The following is a 16,851-nucleotide window of genomic DNA, read 5'->3' as shown; positions in this document are numbered from 1 at the left end:
GAGTTTACCTCCTATTTCCTCTGTTCCAGCTTGGAGATCGGTATCCGGTACCCTGCAATAGTTTCCTTTCCAGGTACACTGCTTAGATCAAATATCGCATTTCCTTCATAAAAGAGTTCCAACCTGCGGTAGACATTGCGGAGTCCTACATGCTCGCCGTTCCTGGGTCTTTCAGAACGGATATCTCGCAGGAGCTCGGTTAGTCTCCCTGCATCCATACCGATTCCATTATCGATCACTTGAATAACCAGTTCAGACGTGTTTCGTCTCGCCGTTATCTTGATCTCCCTTCCATTTTTCCGCGCCTGCAAGCCGTGTTTGCAGGCATTTTCGACGAGCGGTTGAATACTCATTCGTGGAATAAGCAACGAAGCTGCATCAGGATCAACCTCGAAGGTGTAATCAAACAGCTCTCCAAAGCGAAACTTCTCAATCTGGAGATAAAGATTCGTAAATTGCAGCTCTTCTTGCAAAGGAATCAGATTGTCAGAATGACTGAGCAATTGTCTCATCAGTTTGGACAGACTTTTAATAATCTCAATTACTTCTGTATATCCATTCTTCGTACTAACGACCAGCAAGGCATTTAATGTGTTAAATAAAAAATGGGGATTCATCTGACTCTGGAGCATGGACAATTCAGTCCTCACTTGATCCAGCTCCAGATCTTTTTGACGGATTTCCAGTTTATATACGTCATTAATCAGCGTATGAATTTTACCAATCATGATGTTAAATGTACGAATAAGCCCGCCAATTTCGTCGCGGCCTTCGTGAATTTCAATCAGATCGAATCGTTCGTTACGAACCTTCTCCATATGTCTGGATAGCTTGCGAATCCGATAGTGGTAGGAACGCAAAATAATATAGATCAATACAGAGGGGACCACGATACTTAATGCGAGTAACCCCAAAATTGATTTAAAGGCTTCTTGCAGCAGGTGGTCAAGGTGACGCGTATCAGCAACTCCAATCAATTTCCAACCCTTTAGGTAGGCTAGATTCCCCAACGATTTTTCGAGCGTGTAAGCAGAATCCCCAGATTCCTTGAGCATTGATTCATTATCAGGGGGGGATAAGTCGGTTTCGCTGAACTCTCCACTTGAAACGACAGTTCGATTGTTGCTGTCCACCAGACGCAGCTGAAGACTGTCTGATTCACGATTTAAAATGCTATACACCCGGCTAAGTTCCAGATCAATCTTGGAATACTTGTTGTAATTGGCATAGGAAGTATAGGTGTCCATTTTGCCAATCACACTGATTCTTCTTCCCGCGTTAAATCCGGATGGCTCAATATAATCAACGACAAGAATGCCTCCACTGGTGGATTTCAGCTGTTTCAATCCAGGGAGTACATTCTTGTCTTTCATTACAATATAATGACTGCCCGTCTGAATGGTATCGTTGTCCGTATAAATACGCACCTCCAGAATATTCGCTGACATATACCGTGTTAATTTGTCACGCAGGAATGCATGGTAGACGTTGTAATAATCAACGGGGGAGTGATAGGTCCGATCCAGTGCCTCATAGAGCGAATCGTCTGCTGCAATAATTCGACTCAGGGCAACGCTCTCATCAATCATGCCAAGCAGTTCCCCCGCAGCCCTGTCGATGGATTTACGCAGATTTTCCTGTTCTCTAATCTTGATATCCGCAGAGGTGCGTTGATAAAAGAAGATATTAATCGTTATTACAGGAAGGAGAATACTAAGTACATAAATAAGCAGAAATTTGGATCGGAGAGGAATATCATTAACCTTACTGAACATCCAGAATTTATGACGCATATGATCACCCTTGGTTTTTGTTTTTATAGACTGACGGAAGCTCCCCTGTATGCGCTCTGAACTTTTGGGTGAAATATTCAGCATCATGATATCCTAGCCTGAATGCAATGTCAGTGATCTTCATATTGGTTCGTCGCAGGAGTTTACGGGCCTCCTCAACACGAAGCTGGTGTACATAGTCACTGAAACTGACCCCCATCTCCCGCTTGAACTGTTGACCCAGATAGGCAGAATTCACGTGAATACGATTAGCTACATCTTGTAATTTAATTTTACTTCGATAGTGTTGCTTCAATTCATTCACTGCTTCTGCAACCAGCCCTCCCGTACCCGTCTTTTGCTTCAATTCAGACTGGGAAAGTTGCTTGGACAGTCGAACACACAGGTCTTGCAATGTGCCGGAAGACCAACTCGCAGCCTCATGCCATTCTTTTTCACAGAGTATTTCTCTGCAACCCTCTCTTTTTCCATATTTACGTAGCAACTCCCCATGGATATATCGAATGACATGATGTATCCATTCCAACGAAACCTCTGCTTTCTCACTCTTCTCTAACAGTGCACTCACTGCTATATCGATAGAATACGTATTTTCTGATTCAATCAACGCCAAGATCTCTTTGGAGATGTTCATCATTTGCTCTAAATCATATTCTTCGCTTATCCGATATTCATTAAGATGATTCTCATCGGTTTCATCTGTAACCATGACTCCATTTTGCTGTTTTTGCTCATTTCTGCGTTTGTCCAGAGGTTCAATCATTTCCATAAGGATTTGGTGAATTTCCTCGGGAACAAGAGGTTTAAGCACATACTGATCGACCTGATACCGTATGGCTTGCTTCGCGTAATTAAAATCCGAGTATCCTGTAACGATAACAATTTTAGAGGTATAGGCGAGATCTTCTCGCAAGGTGTGAATCAAACCAAGACCATCCATAACAGGCATTTGAATATCAGTGACGACAAGATCCGGTTCAACCGAGTTGAATAAAGCAAGTGCTTCCTCCCCATCCGTTGCCGTTCCGCATAGTTCATATCCGCAAGCTCGCCAGTCAATCATCGTTCTCCATCCTTCTAGCATAAACGGTTCATCATCCGCGACAATGACCTTGTACATTAGCTCACCTCTCTTTTATCCTTGATCAGCTGCATGTATTTTATCTATATCTAAAGGTAGATTCCAGTTGTTCTAGAAACGCTAAACAGCAGAACAACAGCAGGATTGTTGTCTGCTCGCACAACTTGGAGTACAAAATTTCCACCAGACCGTACTATAAAAACGCTCCGATTGTAGCGAAGCGTCGGGATAACAATTCAAGTGTAACGCTTACATTTTGGTACAACAACCTGTTAAACTATAGGTTTTCACCCGACAAAGTATAGGTTTAGCTCAGAAGTAATCTATTGTCAGGAAAAAGATTTTTCATTCTCCACGTACAATACGGAATCCTTGATCGGGACCAAAACCATTTGCATCAAATTTGCCTCGAAATGATATTTCATTGTTATTGACACCGCCAATCCAGCCTCCGCCTTTTACAACTCGCCAGGATTGATTGGGACTTTCCGAATCACTGTACCAGTCCCAGCACCATTCTCTCACATTCCCAGACATATCATAGATTCCTAACTCATTTGCCTTCTGAGTTCCGACTTTTTTGGTTTGATTACGGTTGCTCTCAATAGCGGGCCAGCTCCAGTCACCCGTCAGAATCTTCTCGCCGGCATTTACCCAGTACCAAGCAACTTCATCAGGATTATTACTTCCGCTGTATGTGTAATTTAAGCTCTTTTGACCCCCGCTTGCAGCGTATTCCCATTCCGCCTCTGTGGGTAAACGATAACCGTTGGCGTCCTCGTTGATCGTTACAGTCCATTTTATATTGTCGTTTTCGTTGTGGTTATTCGTGTCCTGATTGTCTTTGTCTATATTGTAATAAGGTTTCAGGTTTTCTTTTATACTTTTTTGATTACAGTATTCCACTGCGTCATACCAGCTGACCATTTCAACAGGCAGGTCATCTCCCTTGAAGCCAGAAGGGTTTTCCCCCATAACCTCCATCCATTCTTTTTGAGTTACTTCGTATTTGCCAATATAGAAGGAATCCAGCGTTTCATTTTTATCAATCTGACTCGGCTTACTACTCTTGAAGGCTCCCCCTTCGACAAATACCAAGTCATCGTTTAATTTGGTATTACTTGCTGAACAAGCACTTAGACTAACAACTATAGCGATTAAAATTAACCATACCAGCTTCCTCATTCAATTATTCTCCTTTACTAAGCTTAAATCCGGCAACGTCGAGGTCGGTTAGTCTAGAGAATAACGTTACTCAACGCTACCGGAAAATTGAATTCAAATGCAGGTGCAGACGTTGAACTGCATCACATCATTTTTACCAAACCGTCACGTTTGCGCTTCCGCTGCTTTGATAACCTTCTGTTGCCATCACCTGATAGGACCAGCTGTTGCCTAAGTACATCCCTTTGCTCGCCCATGCATTCACATGATTACTGAACGTGATGGTAGAATTGACTCCGATCGGTCTCTTGGACTGTCTTACACTCCAATATTGAGGGAAAGTCTGCGTACCATCAATGGAAGGTGCATTATATCTCATCGTTGTATAAATGTCGTATGTGCCACCATCACTAGTCATTGAGCCCTTGTACGTGCCAGTCGGACGATATGTTCCCCAGCTATCCACCACGTAGTATTCAATGAGTGCGCCTCTTGTCCAACCATAGAAGGTCAGATATCCGTTACCTGATGGAGAAAATACACCAGCATTGTAATTGACTACTCGATTAGGTGTACCGTATGTCCACCCTTTCCCGACAACAAAGTTCCCGGTATTTTGCCAATTCACGCTGTAATTCCCGCCCGATCCATTCACGGCGTTGACCGTTCCTCCGCCATCTGTCCAATTTTGCCAATAATCTGTTGCTGCGCTCGATGTTGCTGCGAAGACACCAAAACTCATGGAAGCTGCAAGAACAACGGTTAACAATTTTTTGCTAAATTTGAACATAGATAATACCTCCTGATATTTTAATAGATTAGGTTGATGCTACAATCCGATATGAATGTTCTTCAGCAAATTCACTTGAAAAGACGTTGCGAAAACAGATACAGATCGTTCTTCCATACGGGCCAATCATGTCCTCCACTTTCCTCATGCCAAATGTGAGGGACTCCGTGTTGCGCCAAATATTGGTGAACCCCAAGACTAATCTCTATAAGATTGTCCTGTTCACCGCAAGAGATCCATAACAGCGAGAGTAATGAAGGCGCTTTCGAAAGATCAGGGACAAGTAGCTCCGGACTTCTGGTGTTTGGGGCTGCGGAGAAAGCACCGATCCATGCAAAATGGTCTAGATTACTTAATCCGATATTTAAGGATTGACCTCCACCCATGGATAAACCAGCAATCGCCCTTTTATCCCGGCTTTTATGCAAAGGGTAGTTCGACTCCATGTAAGGTATCAAATCGTTGAGCAGATCGGATTCAAACCGTTTAAATGCTTTGATTTTCTCAGGTTCAAACAGGTCTCCTTCAGCTCGGTCATTCGACATTGCACGACCGTTGGGGAAAACAATAACCATTGGCTCAAGCAAGTTATCGTTGTACAGATTATCGAGAATAATTTGGGGAGAACCATGAGTATGCCATTCGGTTTCGTCTCCACCAATACCATGCAAAAGAAAAAGTACAGGATACATCGTTGTCGAAGAAAATTCTGGTGGGGTGTACACCATCGTTTTACGGGAAGTGCCAACCGTTGTGGAAGGATACTCTACCGTCTCCATGACTCCACGTGGTATATTCTCCCGATACTGGTCATATCCCGTTACTGCTGGTGAGATCAATTCCATTCTCTTTTCCTCCGAACATATGAGTGACTATCAGTCTTCAGTTAATCCACATAGCCAAAACCCAGAATGGTGAAGCATTTATGTTCATGACCTTCCGCCATTTCGATCTCGATGGAGTGCTCCCCCACATGCTCTTCGTTAAGCAGAAGTATGGCATGGCAATGGGTCCAGTTCACTTGACGCGGATCGACTTTTTGGACGAATACCCCATCTACCTTGATATGTGCAGTTCCGAATTCGTCGTTACCAGAATCCTTGAAGATCAGAATGAGGCTTTTGCACTGCAAACTTATCCGAAAGCTGCTCTGATCCTCTTTTTCCTCTCCTGTACGCATCCAGTTATGGGGGAACTGAGGTGTACCATAGTCATGAGCATCCATCTCAGCCATCTGCAAATCCGTGTCTGTTTTACAAAAAGAGCCTGCATCGATTCGGGCAATGTGATTGCCGTTTTTCCGATCCAACAGCTTCACATTAACAAATTCATTTCCAATTAGCGGAGCTTTTTCAATATCATGATCTTTCTCATCCCACTCAGAACGATTCGTCACGTCGAACAAATATTCCAAACAATCGGCCATAATTCGATGCCCTATGTTAGTTGGATGATATATATCATGGAAAAATTGGTTTTTGGAAATAACGTTGCCTTCACCTTTTGTCTTGTTGAACTGATCTACGACAGCATCTTTCACACTTACCATTGGCAGATCATAATGCCAGCCTACCGGAGCGAGACGATCCTGTAGATTCCAGTCATTTTCGAATACACTGAATAACAAGATGACCGCTGGCTTGTTATCGGCAGTAAGTGCTTTGAGTACCAGACTCTCGTAACATTTACCTTGGGTTTCATCATCTGCGTCATTGACTGCGAATTCGATTATGACAATATCCGGCTGAACGGCACCTCCCCTCAGCACATCACGATCATAACGTACAATCCCCAGTTCTGATGGAGTTCCACCCACACCTGCTTTAATCAGATGAATCGGATTATCCTTTGAAAGCGCAAACATAAATTTGAACGACTCATACGACCGATAAGCGTAACTTTGGAGATGAATAGGTACTGCACCAGCACCATGGGTAATGGAGCCTCCAATATAAGCGATAACGACAGGTTCGCCGTTTTTTGCCTTCTCAATGGCTCGTTTTAATCTGACATTATTTCCTTTGTTCAGAAGAGATCGGCCAATCATGTCGCGATATCTATGTGACTCAAAATCAATTGTGGGCTTGACTGCCGACGCTTTCACTCCAACTGGATCGCGCGGTGCAGTGAATTCCGTGTTTTCACCTGCATCTCCTGAATCCGGGAGCATAAATCACCATCACATCCTTCCGGTTAGATTCTGACCATCCTCAAACAACATTTAAAGGATCACAGCTTGTATTATTATTAGATCTGATGTGATCCTTCTCCCAAAGTGTATCCCTTACATAATTTTACAACAACCTGACAAAGTATAGGATTTTAACCAATATATCATTTTAAGTTGAGTACAATGACATGCAGATCAGAACACCTATAATTTTTCATGTAAACGCTTTAATTTGTATACTATTTCCATGTTATAATTTTGAAAAACCGCATTGATGAAGGAGGATACTCATGAATATCACGGGTCAAGGCGCGTGGGATACGGGTACATATACAAATCTGTTTTTGAAGCTAGGTTACGATGAGAATGAGATCACGAACAGATTGGAAGAAACATGGAACGAGCTGTTTTATGGCGATGACAATACTCGAATATATTACCCCATGGGTGAGGACAAGGGTTATTTGCTGGACACCGGTAATCTCGATGTTCGCTCCGAAGGCATGTCCTATGGCATGATGATGGCTGTTCAGATGGACAAAAAGGAAGAATTTGATCGACTCTGGAATTTCTCACACACGTTTATGCAACATAAAGCGGGACGTTATAAAGATTATTTTGCCTGGCATTGCAAGCCTGACGGAACCCGATTCTCGCAAGGTCCTGCTCCTGATGGTGAGGAGTTTTTTGCCATGGCGCTTTTTTTTGCCTCCAACCGCTGGGGCGATGGCGCTGAACCTTATGATTACAAGGCACAAGCCCGCAAGATCCTTCGTGCATGTATACATCAGGGCGAAGACGGCGAAGGCGATCCCATGTGGGACCCGGAAACAAAACTGATCAAATTCATACCAGAAACACCGTTTAGCGACCCCTCCTACCATTTGCCTCATTTTTATGAACTATTCGCGAAATATGCGGATGAAGAAGATCAGAGCTTCTGGAAAGAAGCGGCGGCCGCTAGTCGTGCTTACCTTCATACAGCCTGCCATCCCGTAACCGGACTATCACCTGAATATGCGAACTATGACGGCTCTCCGGCTCCTATACAGCCGCATGGTGATTTCAGACATTTTTACAGTGATGCCTACCGTGTTGCTGCAAATGTAGCGCTGGACTGGGAATGGTTCCGCAAGGATCACTGGCAGATCGAACAATCCAATCGGATTCAGTCCTTCTTCAGTGATATTGAAATGTCCGATTATCGTCGTTATACAATAGAAGGTGAACCTTTCGACGAACCTTCACTGCATCCTGTAGGTTTGCTGGCTACCAATGCCATGGCTTCACTGGCTGCGGACGGTCCACATGCTGACACATTCGTTCGCAAGTTCTGGAACACCCCTCTGCGTCAGGGAGAGCGACGTTATTACGACAATTGCTTGTATTTTTTCAGCATGCTGGCTCTAAGCGGAAGATATCGCATGTACTAAACCAAGGGAATGTGCGCGAACCGTTGAATCTGTCCTGTGAATATTTGGCTTGCAGGACAGGTTCAATCATAGAATTTTAAGAAGGATGCATTGAAATTTACGATTTAATCTATATCAATAAAAAACGTTCCCGGCTCGCATATATTGATTGCGAACCGGGAACGTTTGGGTGTGCAAATACAGACATTAACTTTTCCCGCTCTGTATGATTCAGATACTTTAATTATTTGGAAACAGAAGAAGTATCATAGGAAGACTGCATAATCTCCAGATATCGATTAATGTTCAGTCCCTCCAGCCCTTTCACATATTCATCCCAATCCTTATCCAAACTTTTGGCGCCTGTAATAAATTGCAGGGCGTTCTGATCGATGTAATCCTTGAGATTGGTCTGCATCATGCTGGCTTCATCAGCAAGGGACGGATCTACCCACAATGCCCAATGAGGGAAAACCTCTTTCGGTTCCTTGCCCTCCATTAACAATGTCGCCTCATAGAGCCGTCGCTCATAACCATCATTGGCATAGATGTCTGTCCCCTGTACTTCGGCGTCCCGATATGCACGGTGATGATTGTACTGACTTAATGCAGCCCAACTGTCATTACGAGGTTCTTCTCCAGAAGGAAGCGGAATGGCTTTATATAACGGCTCAATCTGATCATTGAGCGCCACTTCTCCTTCTTGTGGTTTGCGCCAGCTTACGCCCTCTTCTCCCAGATATGATGCCATGGTCCCTTCTTGGGTATAGAAATAATCCAGCAGCTTTATGGCCGCGATCTGCGTTTCCTCACTGGCTTTGTTTGTCAGTACAAAGGACGCTCCGGGATCAATCGGATAGTTGTACGTAGCATAAGCAGCATTGGGTCCCTTCAATGGAGGGATGGGATTGTAATCATTCCCGTAAGGTGAACCTTCGGCAGTCGTTACGAATAACGATGGATGCATGGCTGCCCCGGCACCCAGAAGCTGTGCGTCGGCGTTATCGCCAATTTTTTTGAAGGCCCCGACATTTTGGGTAAAAGCCCCTGGATCAATCAACCCTTCATCGTACAGGGATTTAATATAGGCAAGTCCTTCTTTCCACTCCGGTTTGTTCACTACGGTCTCCACTTTCCCCTGATTGACAATCAGATAATTCCGATCGTCGTCATAGATAAAACCGTTCATCAAGTACGGAATAATGTGCACACCGAAATTTTCAGTCGAGCCGCTTAGCGGTACTTCGTCGGCTTTACCGTTCCCGTTCGGGTCTTTCGTTTTAAATGCCCGAAGCATTTCCTTAAATTCTTCTGTCGTCGTGGGTTCGGTCAGGCCCAGTTGTTCCATCCATTTGGTGTTGACCCACATCTTGTTCGGGTATGAACAGTGAAAACATTCATTTAGACCCGTCAAACCATAGATATTTCCGTCGGGAGCAGTGTTCATGGCCCGATAATAGTCATTGCTTTCAAGCACTTTTTTAATATTAGGAGCATGCTCCTCAATCAGATCATTCAGCGGCAAAATAACCCCCTGCTGACCAAACTTCAACAAGTCTGTCTGGGAGAATCGATCTACCCAAGGGATGAGCAGATACAAGTCCGGATAATCACCGGAAGCCAGTGAAATCTGTCTTTTCTCCGCTGCACCGTCGAATGGAACCGTAGTCCAGTTGAACTGAATATCAAACTTCTCTTCCATTTTCTTCGTGAATTTGTTAGTGGACAGGTTGGTATCCGAACCCTGGTGAGCAAACACATTAATGGCTGTCTTGCCTGACGGGTCGCTGCCTTCCCCGTTCCCCTTATCAGAACTTGAACATCCGGCAAGTACCAACGAGGTAAACAGCATAAAGGTAAGAATGATGAATCCCGCTTTTTTCAATACAATCCTCTCCCTCATGAATAGATAGAAAAAATGAACTTATCCTTTAACTGAGCCAATCAACATGCCTTGCACGAAATACCGTTGAACAAAAGGATAGATGATTAGCACCGGCAAGCTGGCCATCACAATTAACGAATACTTCATGAGTTCAGCCATCTGCTGCTGTTTGATCATTTCCGATGCATCCATGTTCCCCGTACTGCTGTTCAGAATAAGAATACTGCGCAATATCAGCTGTAGCGGATAGAGCGACTGTGATTTCAGGTAGATGAGGGCGTCAAAGTATGCATTCCACTGACCGACAGCGTACATAAGTGACAACACGGCGATAATCGGTTTGGCGAGTGGCAGGATAATACTGAAGATAAACCGGATGTCACTGCAGCCATCGATATCTGCTGCTTCGGACAATTCTTCCGGTATCGAGTTCTGAAAAAAGGTACGGGCAATGATGACTTGCCATACCCAGACGGCATTGGGAATCAGCAACGCCCAGCGGGTATCAATCAGTCCCATGGTTTTCACCACTAGATAGGTAGGGATCAAACCTCCCGAGAACAACATGGTGAAGGTAATAAACATCATTAACGAGCTGCGACCAACAAACGTTTTTTTGGATAATGGATAAGCAATCATAATGGTCAGTGCCACGCTGATGAAGGTGCCGCAGGCTGTATAGAAAAGGGAATTGGCATAACCGGTAAGGACTTGATCATTCCGCAATACAGACTTGTAACCGTCGAACGTCAGGTCAATGGGCCACAACCAGACTTTTCCCGAGGAGACGGCAGCAGGGCTGCTAAGCGAAGAACTCACAATATAGATCAAGGGATACAGCACGGCAATGAGCACGACTGTCAACATGAAATAAACAACTGTTATAAATACGCGGTCTCCCCAGGATTCACGAATTGTACTGCTGCTCTTGATCCGCGAACGACCTGCATTTGTCTGTGTGTTAGACATGGGTTGGTTCTCCTCCTTTCGCTCCCGTTACCATAAGCTTGTATTGGACAGTCGCTTGGCGACCGCGTTTACGATTAATAGAAGAATCAGGTTAATCACCGAGTTGAACAGTCCAACCGCAGTAGCGAAGCTGTAATTGGCATTCAGCAATCCTATTTTATAGACATACGTGGAGATGATCTCCGAAGCAGACAGGTTGAGCGGATTTTGCAACAAATATATTTTTTCGAACCCAACAGCCATGATATTCCCTACACTCAAGATCAGAATGATGACGGCTGCCGGAAGTAGTCCAGGCAGATCAACATTAATGATTTTCTGTATTCGGTTGGCTCCGTCCACTTTGGCGGCTTCATACAGGGATGGATCAACACCTGCCAGAGCAGCCAGATATATCACAGCGGAGTACCCCATCCCCTGCCACACATCGGAGAATACGTAGATGGATCTAAACAGTCCGGGCTCACCGAGAAAATTCACCGCTTCGAAACCAAGGGCACCGGCAATCGTGTTGACAATACCCAGCCTAGGAGACAGAAAGAGCATAATGATGGAGACCATAACAACAGTAGAGATGAAATATGGAGCATACGTCACCATTTGTACTGTTTTTTTGAATCGTATGTTTTTGATTTCGTTTAGCGCCAGCGCCAGTAATATAGGAATTGGGAAACCAACGATCAGGCTGTAAAACGAAATGTAGAGCGTGTTCTTGATCAGCATGACAAACGCCGGATTTTTGAAAAGTAATTCGAAATACTTGGTTCCGGCCCACGGACTGCCCCAGATCCCCTTGATGACGTTGTAATCTTTAAATGCCAGGACCGCATTCACCATGGGTACATACTTGAAAATAATAAAGTAAGCAATCGGTGGCAGGATCAGCAGATACAGCTGCCAATGTCGCCTCCAGCTTCTGGATAATGCTTGCTTCAAGGCAAACGGTTTACTTGGTTTCTCTACGGACTTTGATCCACTGGTCATTGTGGTTCTCAGAATCATCCCCCCATTCTTGGCTCCAAATCATGCTGAACTGCAACTTGGCTTGGTAGCGCTTACTTTTTGAGTAATCATAAGATTGCGCTGGGGATGCGTAAAGGTACAGTTACGCTGAGAAAGTACAAAAGGCGAATATAGTTCCCGAGAAACAACCTACATTAACTGCTATGAACGTCCATTTTCCGAAACACACTCGGAGAAATGCCGCGTACCCGCTTGAAAGCTCGGCGGAATGAATGTGCACTATTATACCCGGTGGCCTCCGCGATCTCGTCAATGGTCTGACCGGTGGAGTGCAACAAGTTCGAGGCAGCATCAATGCGTATCCGTTCTACATAATCGGAAAGATTCTCTCCCGTATGTTCTTTGAACAGTTGGGATATAAACTTCTCGGACTTGCTCATGTGCTCGGCAATCCGGTAAATCGTCAAGTTTGCATCCCCATAATTATGTTGGATAAAACAAATCATTTCGCTTACAGTATCCGCATGTGCTCCTGCTCTTCTTCTCTGGAAATCACCGCAGATGTCTTCTGTTAACTGTTTGAATTTTGCACGCAGCGAAGTAATCGTTTCTGTCATCTGAATGGATGTCACACGAGATTTATATTCCTCCAGCAGGGAGGCATCCAGCTTGAATTTTGGTTCGTCCAACTTCAGAAAAGTCCCCTTCAGCTCCATGATGAACTGCTGTGTCATCTCGTAGGACAGTTCCCGCTCCTCTAAATTACGAAGAAACAATTGCTCCAGAATGCGTATCGCCTCTTCAGGCTCACCGACTTTGATCGTGTTCAGCAGGCGCTGTTCAGACTCAATCGGATAATAGAACATTTCATTTTCCTTCATCGTATCTTCAAATCTCACCAGATGATCTGTTCCCATATGAATGGCATAATCCAGAGCTTGTTTGGCTTCGTCAAAGGAACGCCCTGCATCATTCCAGACCTCGTAAGCTGCACCTGTGCCAATTGTTGTGGATATCCGATGCTCCCGGTAGATCACTTCCATCAACGTGTTCAGCTCTTTTTCACATCTCCCAACAGCTTCATTCAATGGGTTCTCATCCAATGGACAGGCAAAAGCGATCTGGTCAGTTCCCCAATCCGTGATCAGAACCGTAGCATTCCACTCTGTAAGTATCTGTTTGACGAGCAGCCTTGCAACACCCAGTTCATGAATAATTTCTTCACTGTCTGGATTGGCATATCCGTTTACCTTCACTAAGCCTGTCAAGCCCTTGCTGCTATGAAGAGAAATGTGCGCCTGGGATGAGATAACCTCCAATTCCAGTGAAGTATAGACTTCTCCGGTTAACAAACGTTTGATAAAACCGTCTCTCAATAACGGAATCTGCTCATTCATGGCGTTTTTAAGTGAGTCATTATTTGCAATCAGATTGTTAATATGGCTTGCCAAAAAATCATATTCATTACCCCGTCTGCCTGGCGAATCGGTGATTTGTTCCCGAAAAGAGGCCAACAATCTGTAAACGGGTGCACTATTCCGATAGGCCAGAACCAGCCCAATTAACAGTCCCAAGGCAATGGTTGCCAAAGTAAAGACCAGCGTGACTTGTTTGATTTGGTCCGCTTTTGTCATGAGTGCTTTCTCCGGAATCCCTGCCATGTAATTCCATCCATTTTGACTGGACTGTATCGATATCAGCAGCCGACCATCACTTCCAGGCTGTACATTCTGCACGTTCAGCTCCGTTTCCGCAGCGTTAGCTTCTCTCTGGCGACTCTGTGCCATTTGCTCGGCTTCGGCTTGTTCAATGCCAAGGGAGAAAATGATCCGCCCTTCCGCATCGGTGACGAGAGTCCAGCCGCCATATTGATCCACAATATTTTGAGTAAGGCTGGCCATCTGATCCTGATCAATCATGACACCAATCGTCGCTTGCGGTTTGTTGAAGCTGTTCAAAGGCAGAGATTGCAGAAACGTAATGGCGGGAACGTCTGCAAGCACAGTGCCGAGTATTTCACGTTTATAGTTTCGAAGCGGTATGATTTCGTTAAAGTGTGGTTGTTTGAGAATTTGGTCATACCATTGTTCAAACGTCATACCGTCCAGCTGATTAGCAGCATAATAATGCTCTGGACGATAATACACGGTTCTTGGTGTGATGATGGCATTGTAGTTGGGAATGTGAATGAAGAAATGGGACAAGTAATCATTGGTACTGCTGTACATGGAGAGGCTCCGCTGCATACGGTTCATACCGTAGACATTGTAGAGATCATGCGGCTTTGGGCCAGCAATTAAATTTTGCAAATCGGGATTGGCGGCAAGCTGTCTGGTAAAAGCTTCGACTTGAAGAAGATTTCGCTCAATGATCTCTTTGCCAAGACTCAGTGACTTCAAGCTGTTCTCAATGGAGCTGGAACGAGCCGCTTCAATGGAAGCTTGGTAAGAGGCATATCCCGCGATTTGAGGAATCATCAGGATGATGAGATACGAAATAAGGAATCGGCGGAACACGGGTGAAAATTTGGACCATAGGAGCTGCATATGTACCCTCCCTTTTTTATCAAGCGCTTACATTTCTCTGTGATAAGGTAGCTGTTCAATGATACACCGGGCATTTCTTCCTGGTGAAGGTACAACTTCTTCCTTATGGTACATTTACATACTGCAGCGTACAATGCTTGCATGAAAATAATTGTCACTCTGCGGGTTAGCGCACAAATATAGTTGTATTTTACCTTCGCATGACATCCATCCCAAAGTATCAAAAATAAACGCAAAAAAACCTCCCCAAGACATGAAATGACTTGGGGAGGTTTTGTTTAACATTGTGCTTATTAATTGCTAACGGCAACAAATTTCCATTGTTGGTTTGTAGCACCTGTGTAGGTGTTCTGCTGCAGCTTGGCACCATCCGAAGTAGAAGCGTTTGCCACTTCAATCGCTTTGTTGCTGTTCACGTTGATGATACTCCAGTACCCGTTACCAAGATCGTTGACCTTAAAATGCTGAGCGGTTGTGTTCAGATTGCTCATGAGTTGAACCACTTCCCCATTGGTGTTGGTACCGTTGCGAATGTCGATGACTTTGTCCGGTGAGTTCACACTTGTCAGTGTATAGTTGCCGTTACCGATCGAAGTCAGAACCCACTTCTGGGGGTTACCGCCCAGATCGCTCCATTGCTGGAGCTGAAGATTGTTTTCATTTAGACCACCTGGGACATCAATAACCTTGTTGGAATGCCGGGCTACAATTTTATAGGTTGCTCCGGATACAAGACCTGTTGTTGGTCCACCTGTTCCACTGCCAGGGTAAGTCTGAGCACGTTCATGGTACCAGTTAAACAGGAATCGTCCCATGGCACTCCGTGAAGCATCCCCGTCCCACTTCAGGCCTGCCGTAGGATCGGCAAAGGAGCTTCGTGGTCCTTCACTTAGAATGAATCCGTTCATATGAGCTGCAATGCTGACATTGCCTGCGGCGTTGAAGATTGTTTTGGTATTGGTACCAAAACCTTCATTGCTGCCATTAAACAAGTTCCAATAGGCCGAATCGCCAGGTTTGTTTTTGAACCAGGTTACCTCGGTAATGTTAATCGGATATTTGTCAGCGGCTGCCTTCACGTTGGTATTCCACTGGTCTTGCAGGATAGAGAAGTTGTCATATGCGCCATAACCAGGGTACCAGTGAACCGCATATCCATAGTTATTGAGCGGATCAGTCAATGGATGGCTTGCCGTCAAGCTGTAAAATTGGTTGTATCCCAGACCTGCCGCCCAGATGACATTGTCCGCACCTTTGCTGCGAATTGTTGAAATCATGGAATTTTGGAAATTACGCAAGTCATTCCAGTGATCCACAAAGTCATTTTCCCCGTTGTATCCACCCCAATGTCCATTGGCATAGGATTTCACCGGTTCGTTGATCAGTTCGAAGTGAACGTTGTCTGCACTTTTGATCTCCGGGCGTGAAGCGAGATAACCCCAGATTTCGTTGAATTTTTGCAGGTTGGCAGGTGTTGTCGCCTGATCATCCTTCAATGTGAAGTCCAGTCCCAGGACAACATAGACACCTTTTGTTTTGGCATATTGAATGTACGGAATAATTACATTTTGCGTAACGGTCTGCACACCGGCAAAGTTATATGTACCAGCAGCCACATCTCCCATGTCCTGACGATCGATGAACAGACGTACCTGATTCATATTCCAGCCATGATTGCTTCCATACTTCGCGCTGGTGTCAGCAAAAGTATCGGTAATGTCTTTCAGATAAGCCAGCGTAGCTGCATGACGGTTATTGCCATGCAGATTGAGATAATAATTGCTGTCCTGATATGTCCAGTAGGCACCTGAGGGTTGATGCCAACCGTTCAGTAGCACAGGCTGGTTGTTGCTGTTCACCAGGTTTTTGCCGTTTACGTGAAGCTTGCCCATCGGCATGCCCACCCATGCTTCGGCACGGCTGCCTCCCCATGGAGCAATTGTGATCAATAAAGCCAGAATGAGTACAAGTTTACAAGATGTCATGAACTTCTTCACTTTAATTCCTCCTGATCTGATATATTGCCTTGCAATAATGCGAGGTAAGCTCCGTCAGAATATCTCTGATCAAACAGATCG

12 protein-coding genes are annotated in these 16,851 nt (G+C 44.8%); 1 reads left to right on the top strand and 11 read right to left on the bottom strand.

Annotated features, from left to right (window positions below):
* Positions 1-11: 11 nt before the first annotated feature.
* From NZ043_RS24215 to NZ043_RS24190, 6 genes are all read right to left on the bottom strand, one after another.
* Complete coding sequence (locus tag NZ043_RS24215) at positions 12-1,793, bottom strand: sensor histidine kinase (RefSeq protein ID WP_091030483.1); 1,782 nt, start codon at positions 1,791-1,793, stop codon at positions 12-14.
* 4 nt (positions 1,794-1,797) lie between these two features.
* Entirely contained in the window at positions 1,798-2,913 is a 1,116-nt protein-coding gene (locus NZ043_RS24210) for a response regulator (protein ID WP_133384778.1), read from the bottom strand.
* 306 nt (positions 2,914-3,219) lie between these two features.
* Entirely contained in the window at positions 3,220-4,059 is an 840-nt protein-coding gene (locus NZ043_RS24205) for an SUMF1/EgtB/PvdO family nonheme iron enzyme (protein WP_091030487.1), read from the bottom strand.
* Between the two features lie 133 nt (positions 4,060-4,192).
* On the bottom strand, positions 4,193-4,828 hold the full coding sequence (locus tag NZ043_RS24200; RefSeq protein WP_091030490.1) for a glycoside hydrolase family 11 protein: 636 nt from the start codon (positions 4,826-4,828) through the stop codon (positions 4,193-4,195).
* A 71-nt stretch (positions 4,829-4,899) separates the two neighbouring features.
* A complete protein-coding gene (locus NZ043_RS24195) occupies positions 4,900-5,673 on the bottom strand; it encodes an alpha/beta hydrolase-fold protein (RefSeq protein WP_339309433.1) in 774 nt (257 codons plus the stop codon).
* 41 nt (positions 5,674-5,714) lie between these two features.
* Positions 5,715-6,998 (bottom strand): SGNH/GDSL hydrolase family protein, encoded by a 1,284-nt coding sequence (locus NZ043_RS24190; protein WP_339309432.1) that lies wholly within the window; start codon positions 6,996-6,998, stop codon positions 5,715-5,717.
* A 290-nt stretch (positions 6,999-7,288) separates the two neighbouring features.
* On the opposite strand from NZ043_RS24190, the gene NZ043_RS24185 reads away from it, so the two are divergent.
* Positions 7,289-8,431 (top strand): glycosyl hydrolase family 8, encoded by a 1,143-nt coding sequence (locus NZ043_RS24185; RefSeq protein ID WP_339309431.1) that lies wholly within the window; start codon positions 7,289-7,291, stop codon positions 8,429-8,431.
* Between the two features lie 223 nt (positions 8,432-8,654).
* On the opposite strand, the gene NZ043_RS24180 is transcribed toward NZ043_RS24185, so the two are convergent.
* From NZ043_RS24180 to NZ043_RS24160, 5 genes are all read right to left on the bottom strand, one after another.
* Positions 8,655-10,295 (bottom strand): ABC transporter substrate-binding protein, encoded by a 1,641-nt coding sequence (locus NZ043_RS24180; protein ID WP_339309430.1) that lies wholly within the window; start codon positions 10,293-10,295, stop codon positions 8,655-8,657.
* 39 nt (positions 10,296-10,334) lie between these two features.
* Positions 10,335-11,264 (bottom strand): carbohydrate ABC transporter permease, encoded by a 930-nt coding sequence (locus NZ043_RS24175; protein WP_133384775.1) that lies wholly within the window; start codon positions 11,262-11,264, stop codon positions 10,335-10,337.
* A 27-nt stretch (positions 11,265-11,291) separates the two neighbouring features.
* On the bottom strand, positions 11,292-12,146 hold the full coding sequence (locus NZ043_RS24170) for an ABC transporter permease subunit (protein WP_036671100.1): 855 nt from the start codon (positions 12,144-12,146) through the stop codon (positions 11,292-11,294).
* Between the two features lie 275 nt (positions 12,147-12,421).
* Positions 12,422-14,773: a helix-turn-helix domain-containing protein gene (locus tag NZ043_RS24165; RefSeq protein WP_339309429.1), complete on the bottom strand. Its 2,352-nt coding sequence runs from the start codon at positions 14,771-14,773 to the stop codon at positions 12,422-12,424.
* Between the two features lie 293 nt (positions 14,774-15,066).
* The gene (locus NZ043_RS24160) at positions 15,067-16,770 is read right to left on the bottom strand and encodes an RICIN domain-containing protein (RefSeq protein WP_133384773.1); all 1,704 of its coding nucleotides are present in this window, start codon (positions 16,768-16,770) and stop codon (positions 15,067-15,069) included.
* Between the last annotated feature and the right edge of the window lie 81 nt (positions 16,771-16,851).

The sequence above is a fragment of the Paenibacillus sp. FSL k6-2145 genome, from assembly GCF_037976585.1.
Lineage (GTDB): Bacteria > Bacillota > Bacilli > Paenibacillales > Paenibacillaceae > Paenibacillus.
Note: the sequence above shows the minus strand (reverse complement) of the source record. Positions and strands in the feature narration are given on the sequence as shown.

Coding starts and splice junctions, on each gene's coding strand:
- NZ043_RS24185 (WP_339309431.1), top strand. CDS start 7,289: ATGAATATCACGGGTCAAGGCGCGTGGGATACGGGTACATATACAAAT.
- NZ043_RS24205 (WP_091030487.1), bottom strand. CDS start 4,059: ATGAGGAAGCTGGTATGGTTAATTTTAATCGCTATAGTTGTTAGTCTA.
- NZ043_RS24190 (WP_339309432.1), bottom strand. CDS start 6,998: ATGCTCCCGGATTCAGGAGATGCAGGTGAAAACACGGAATTCACTGCA.
- NZ043_RS24210 (WP_133384778.1), bottom strand. CDS start 2,913: ATGTACAAGGTCATTGTCGCGGATGATGAACCGTTTATGCTAGAAGGA.
- NZ043_RS24175 (WP_133384775.1), bottom strand. CDS start 11,264: ATGTCTAACACACAGACAAATGCAGGTCGTTCGCGGATCAAGAGCAGC.
- NZ043_RS24215 (WP_091030483.1), bottom strand. CDS start 1,793: ATGCGTCATAAATTCTGGATGTTCAGTAAGGTTAATGATATTCCTCTC.
- NZ043_RS24195 (WP_339309433.1), bottom strand. CDS start 5,673: ATGGAATTGATCTCACCAGCAGTAACGGGATATGACCAGTATCGGGAG.
- NZ043_RS24165 (WP_339309429.1), bottom strand. CDS start 14,773: ATGCAGCTCCTATGGTCCAAATTTTCACCCGTGTTCCGCCGATTCCTT.
- NZ043_RS24200 (WP_091030490.1), bottom strand. CDS start 4,828: ATGTTCAAATTTAGCAAAAAATTGTTAACCGTTGTTCTTGCAGCTTCC.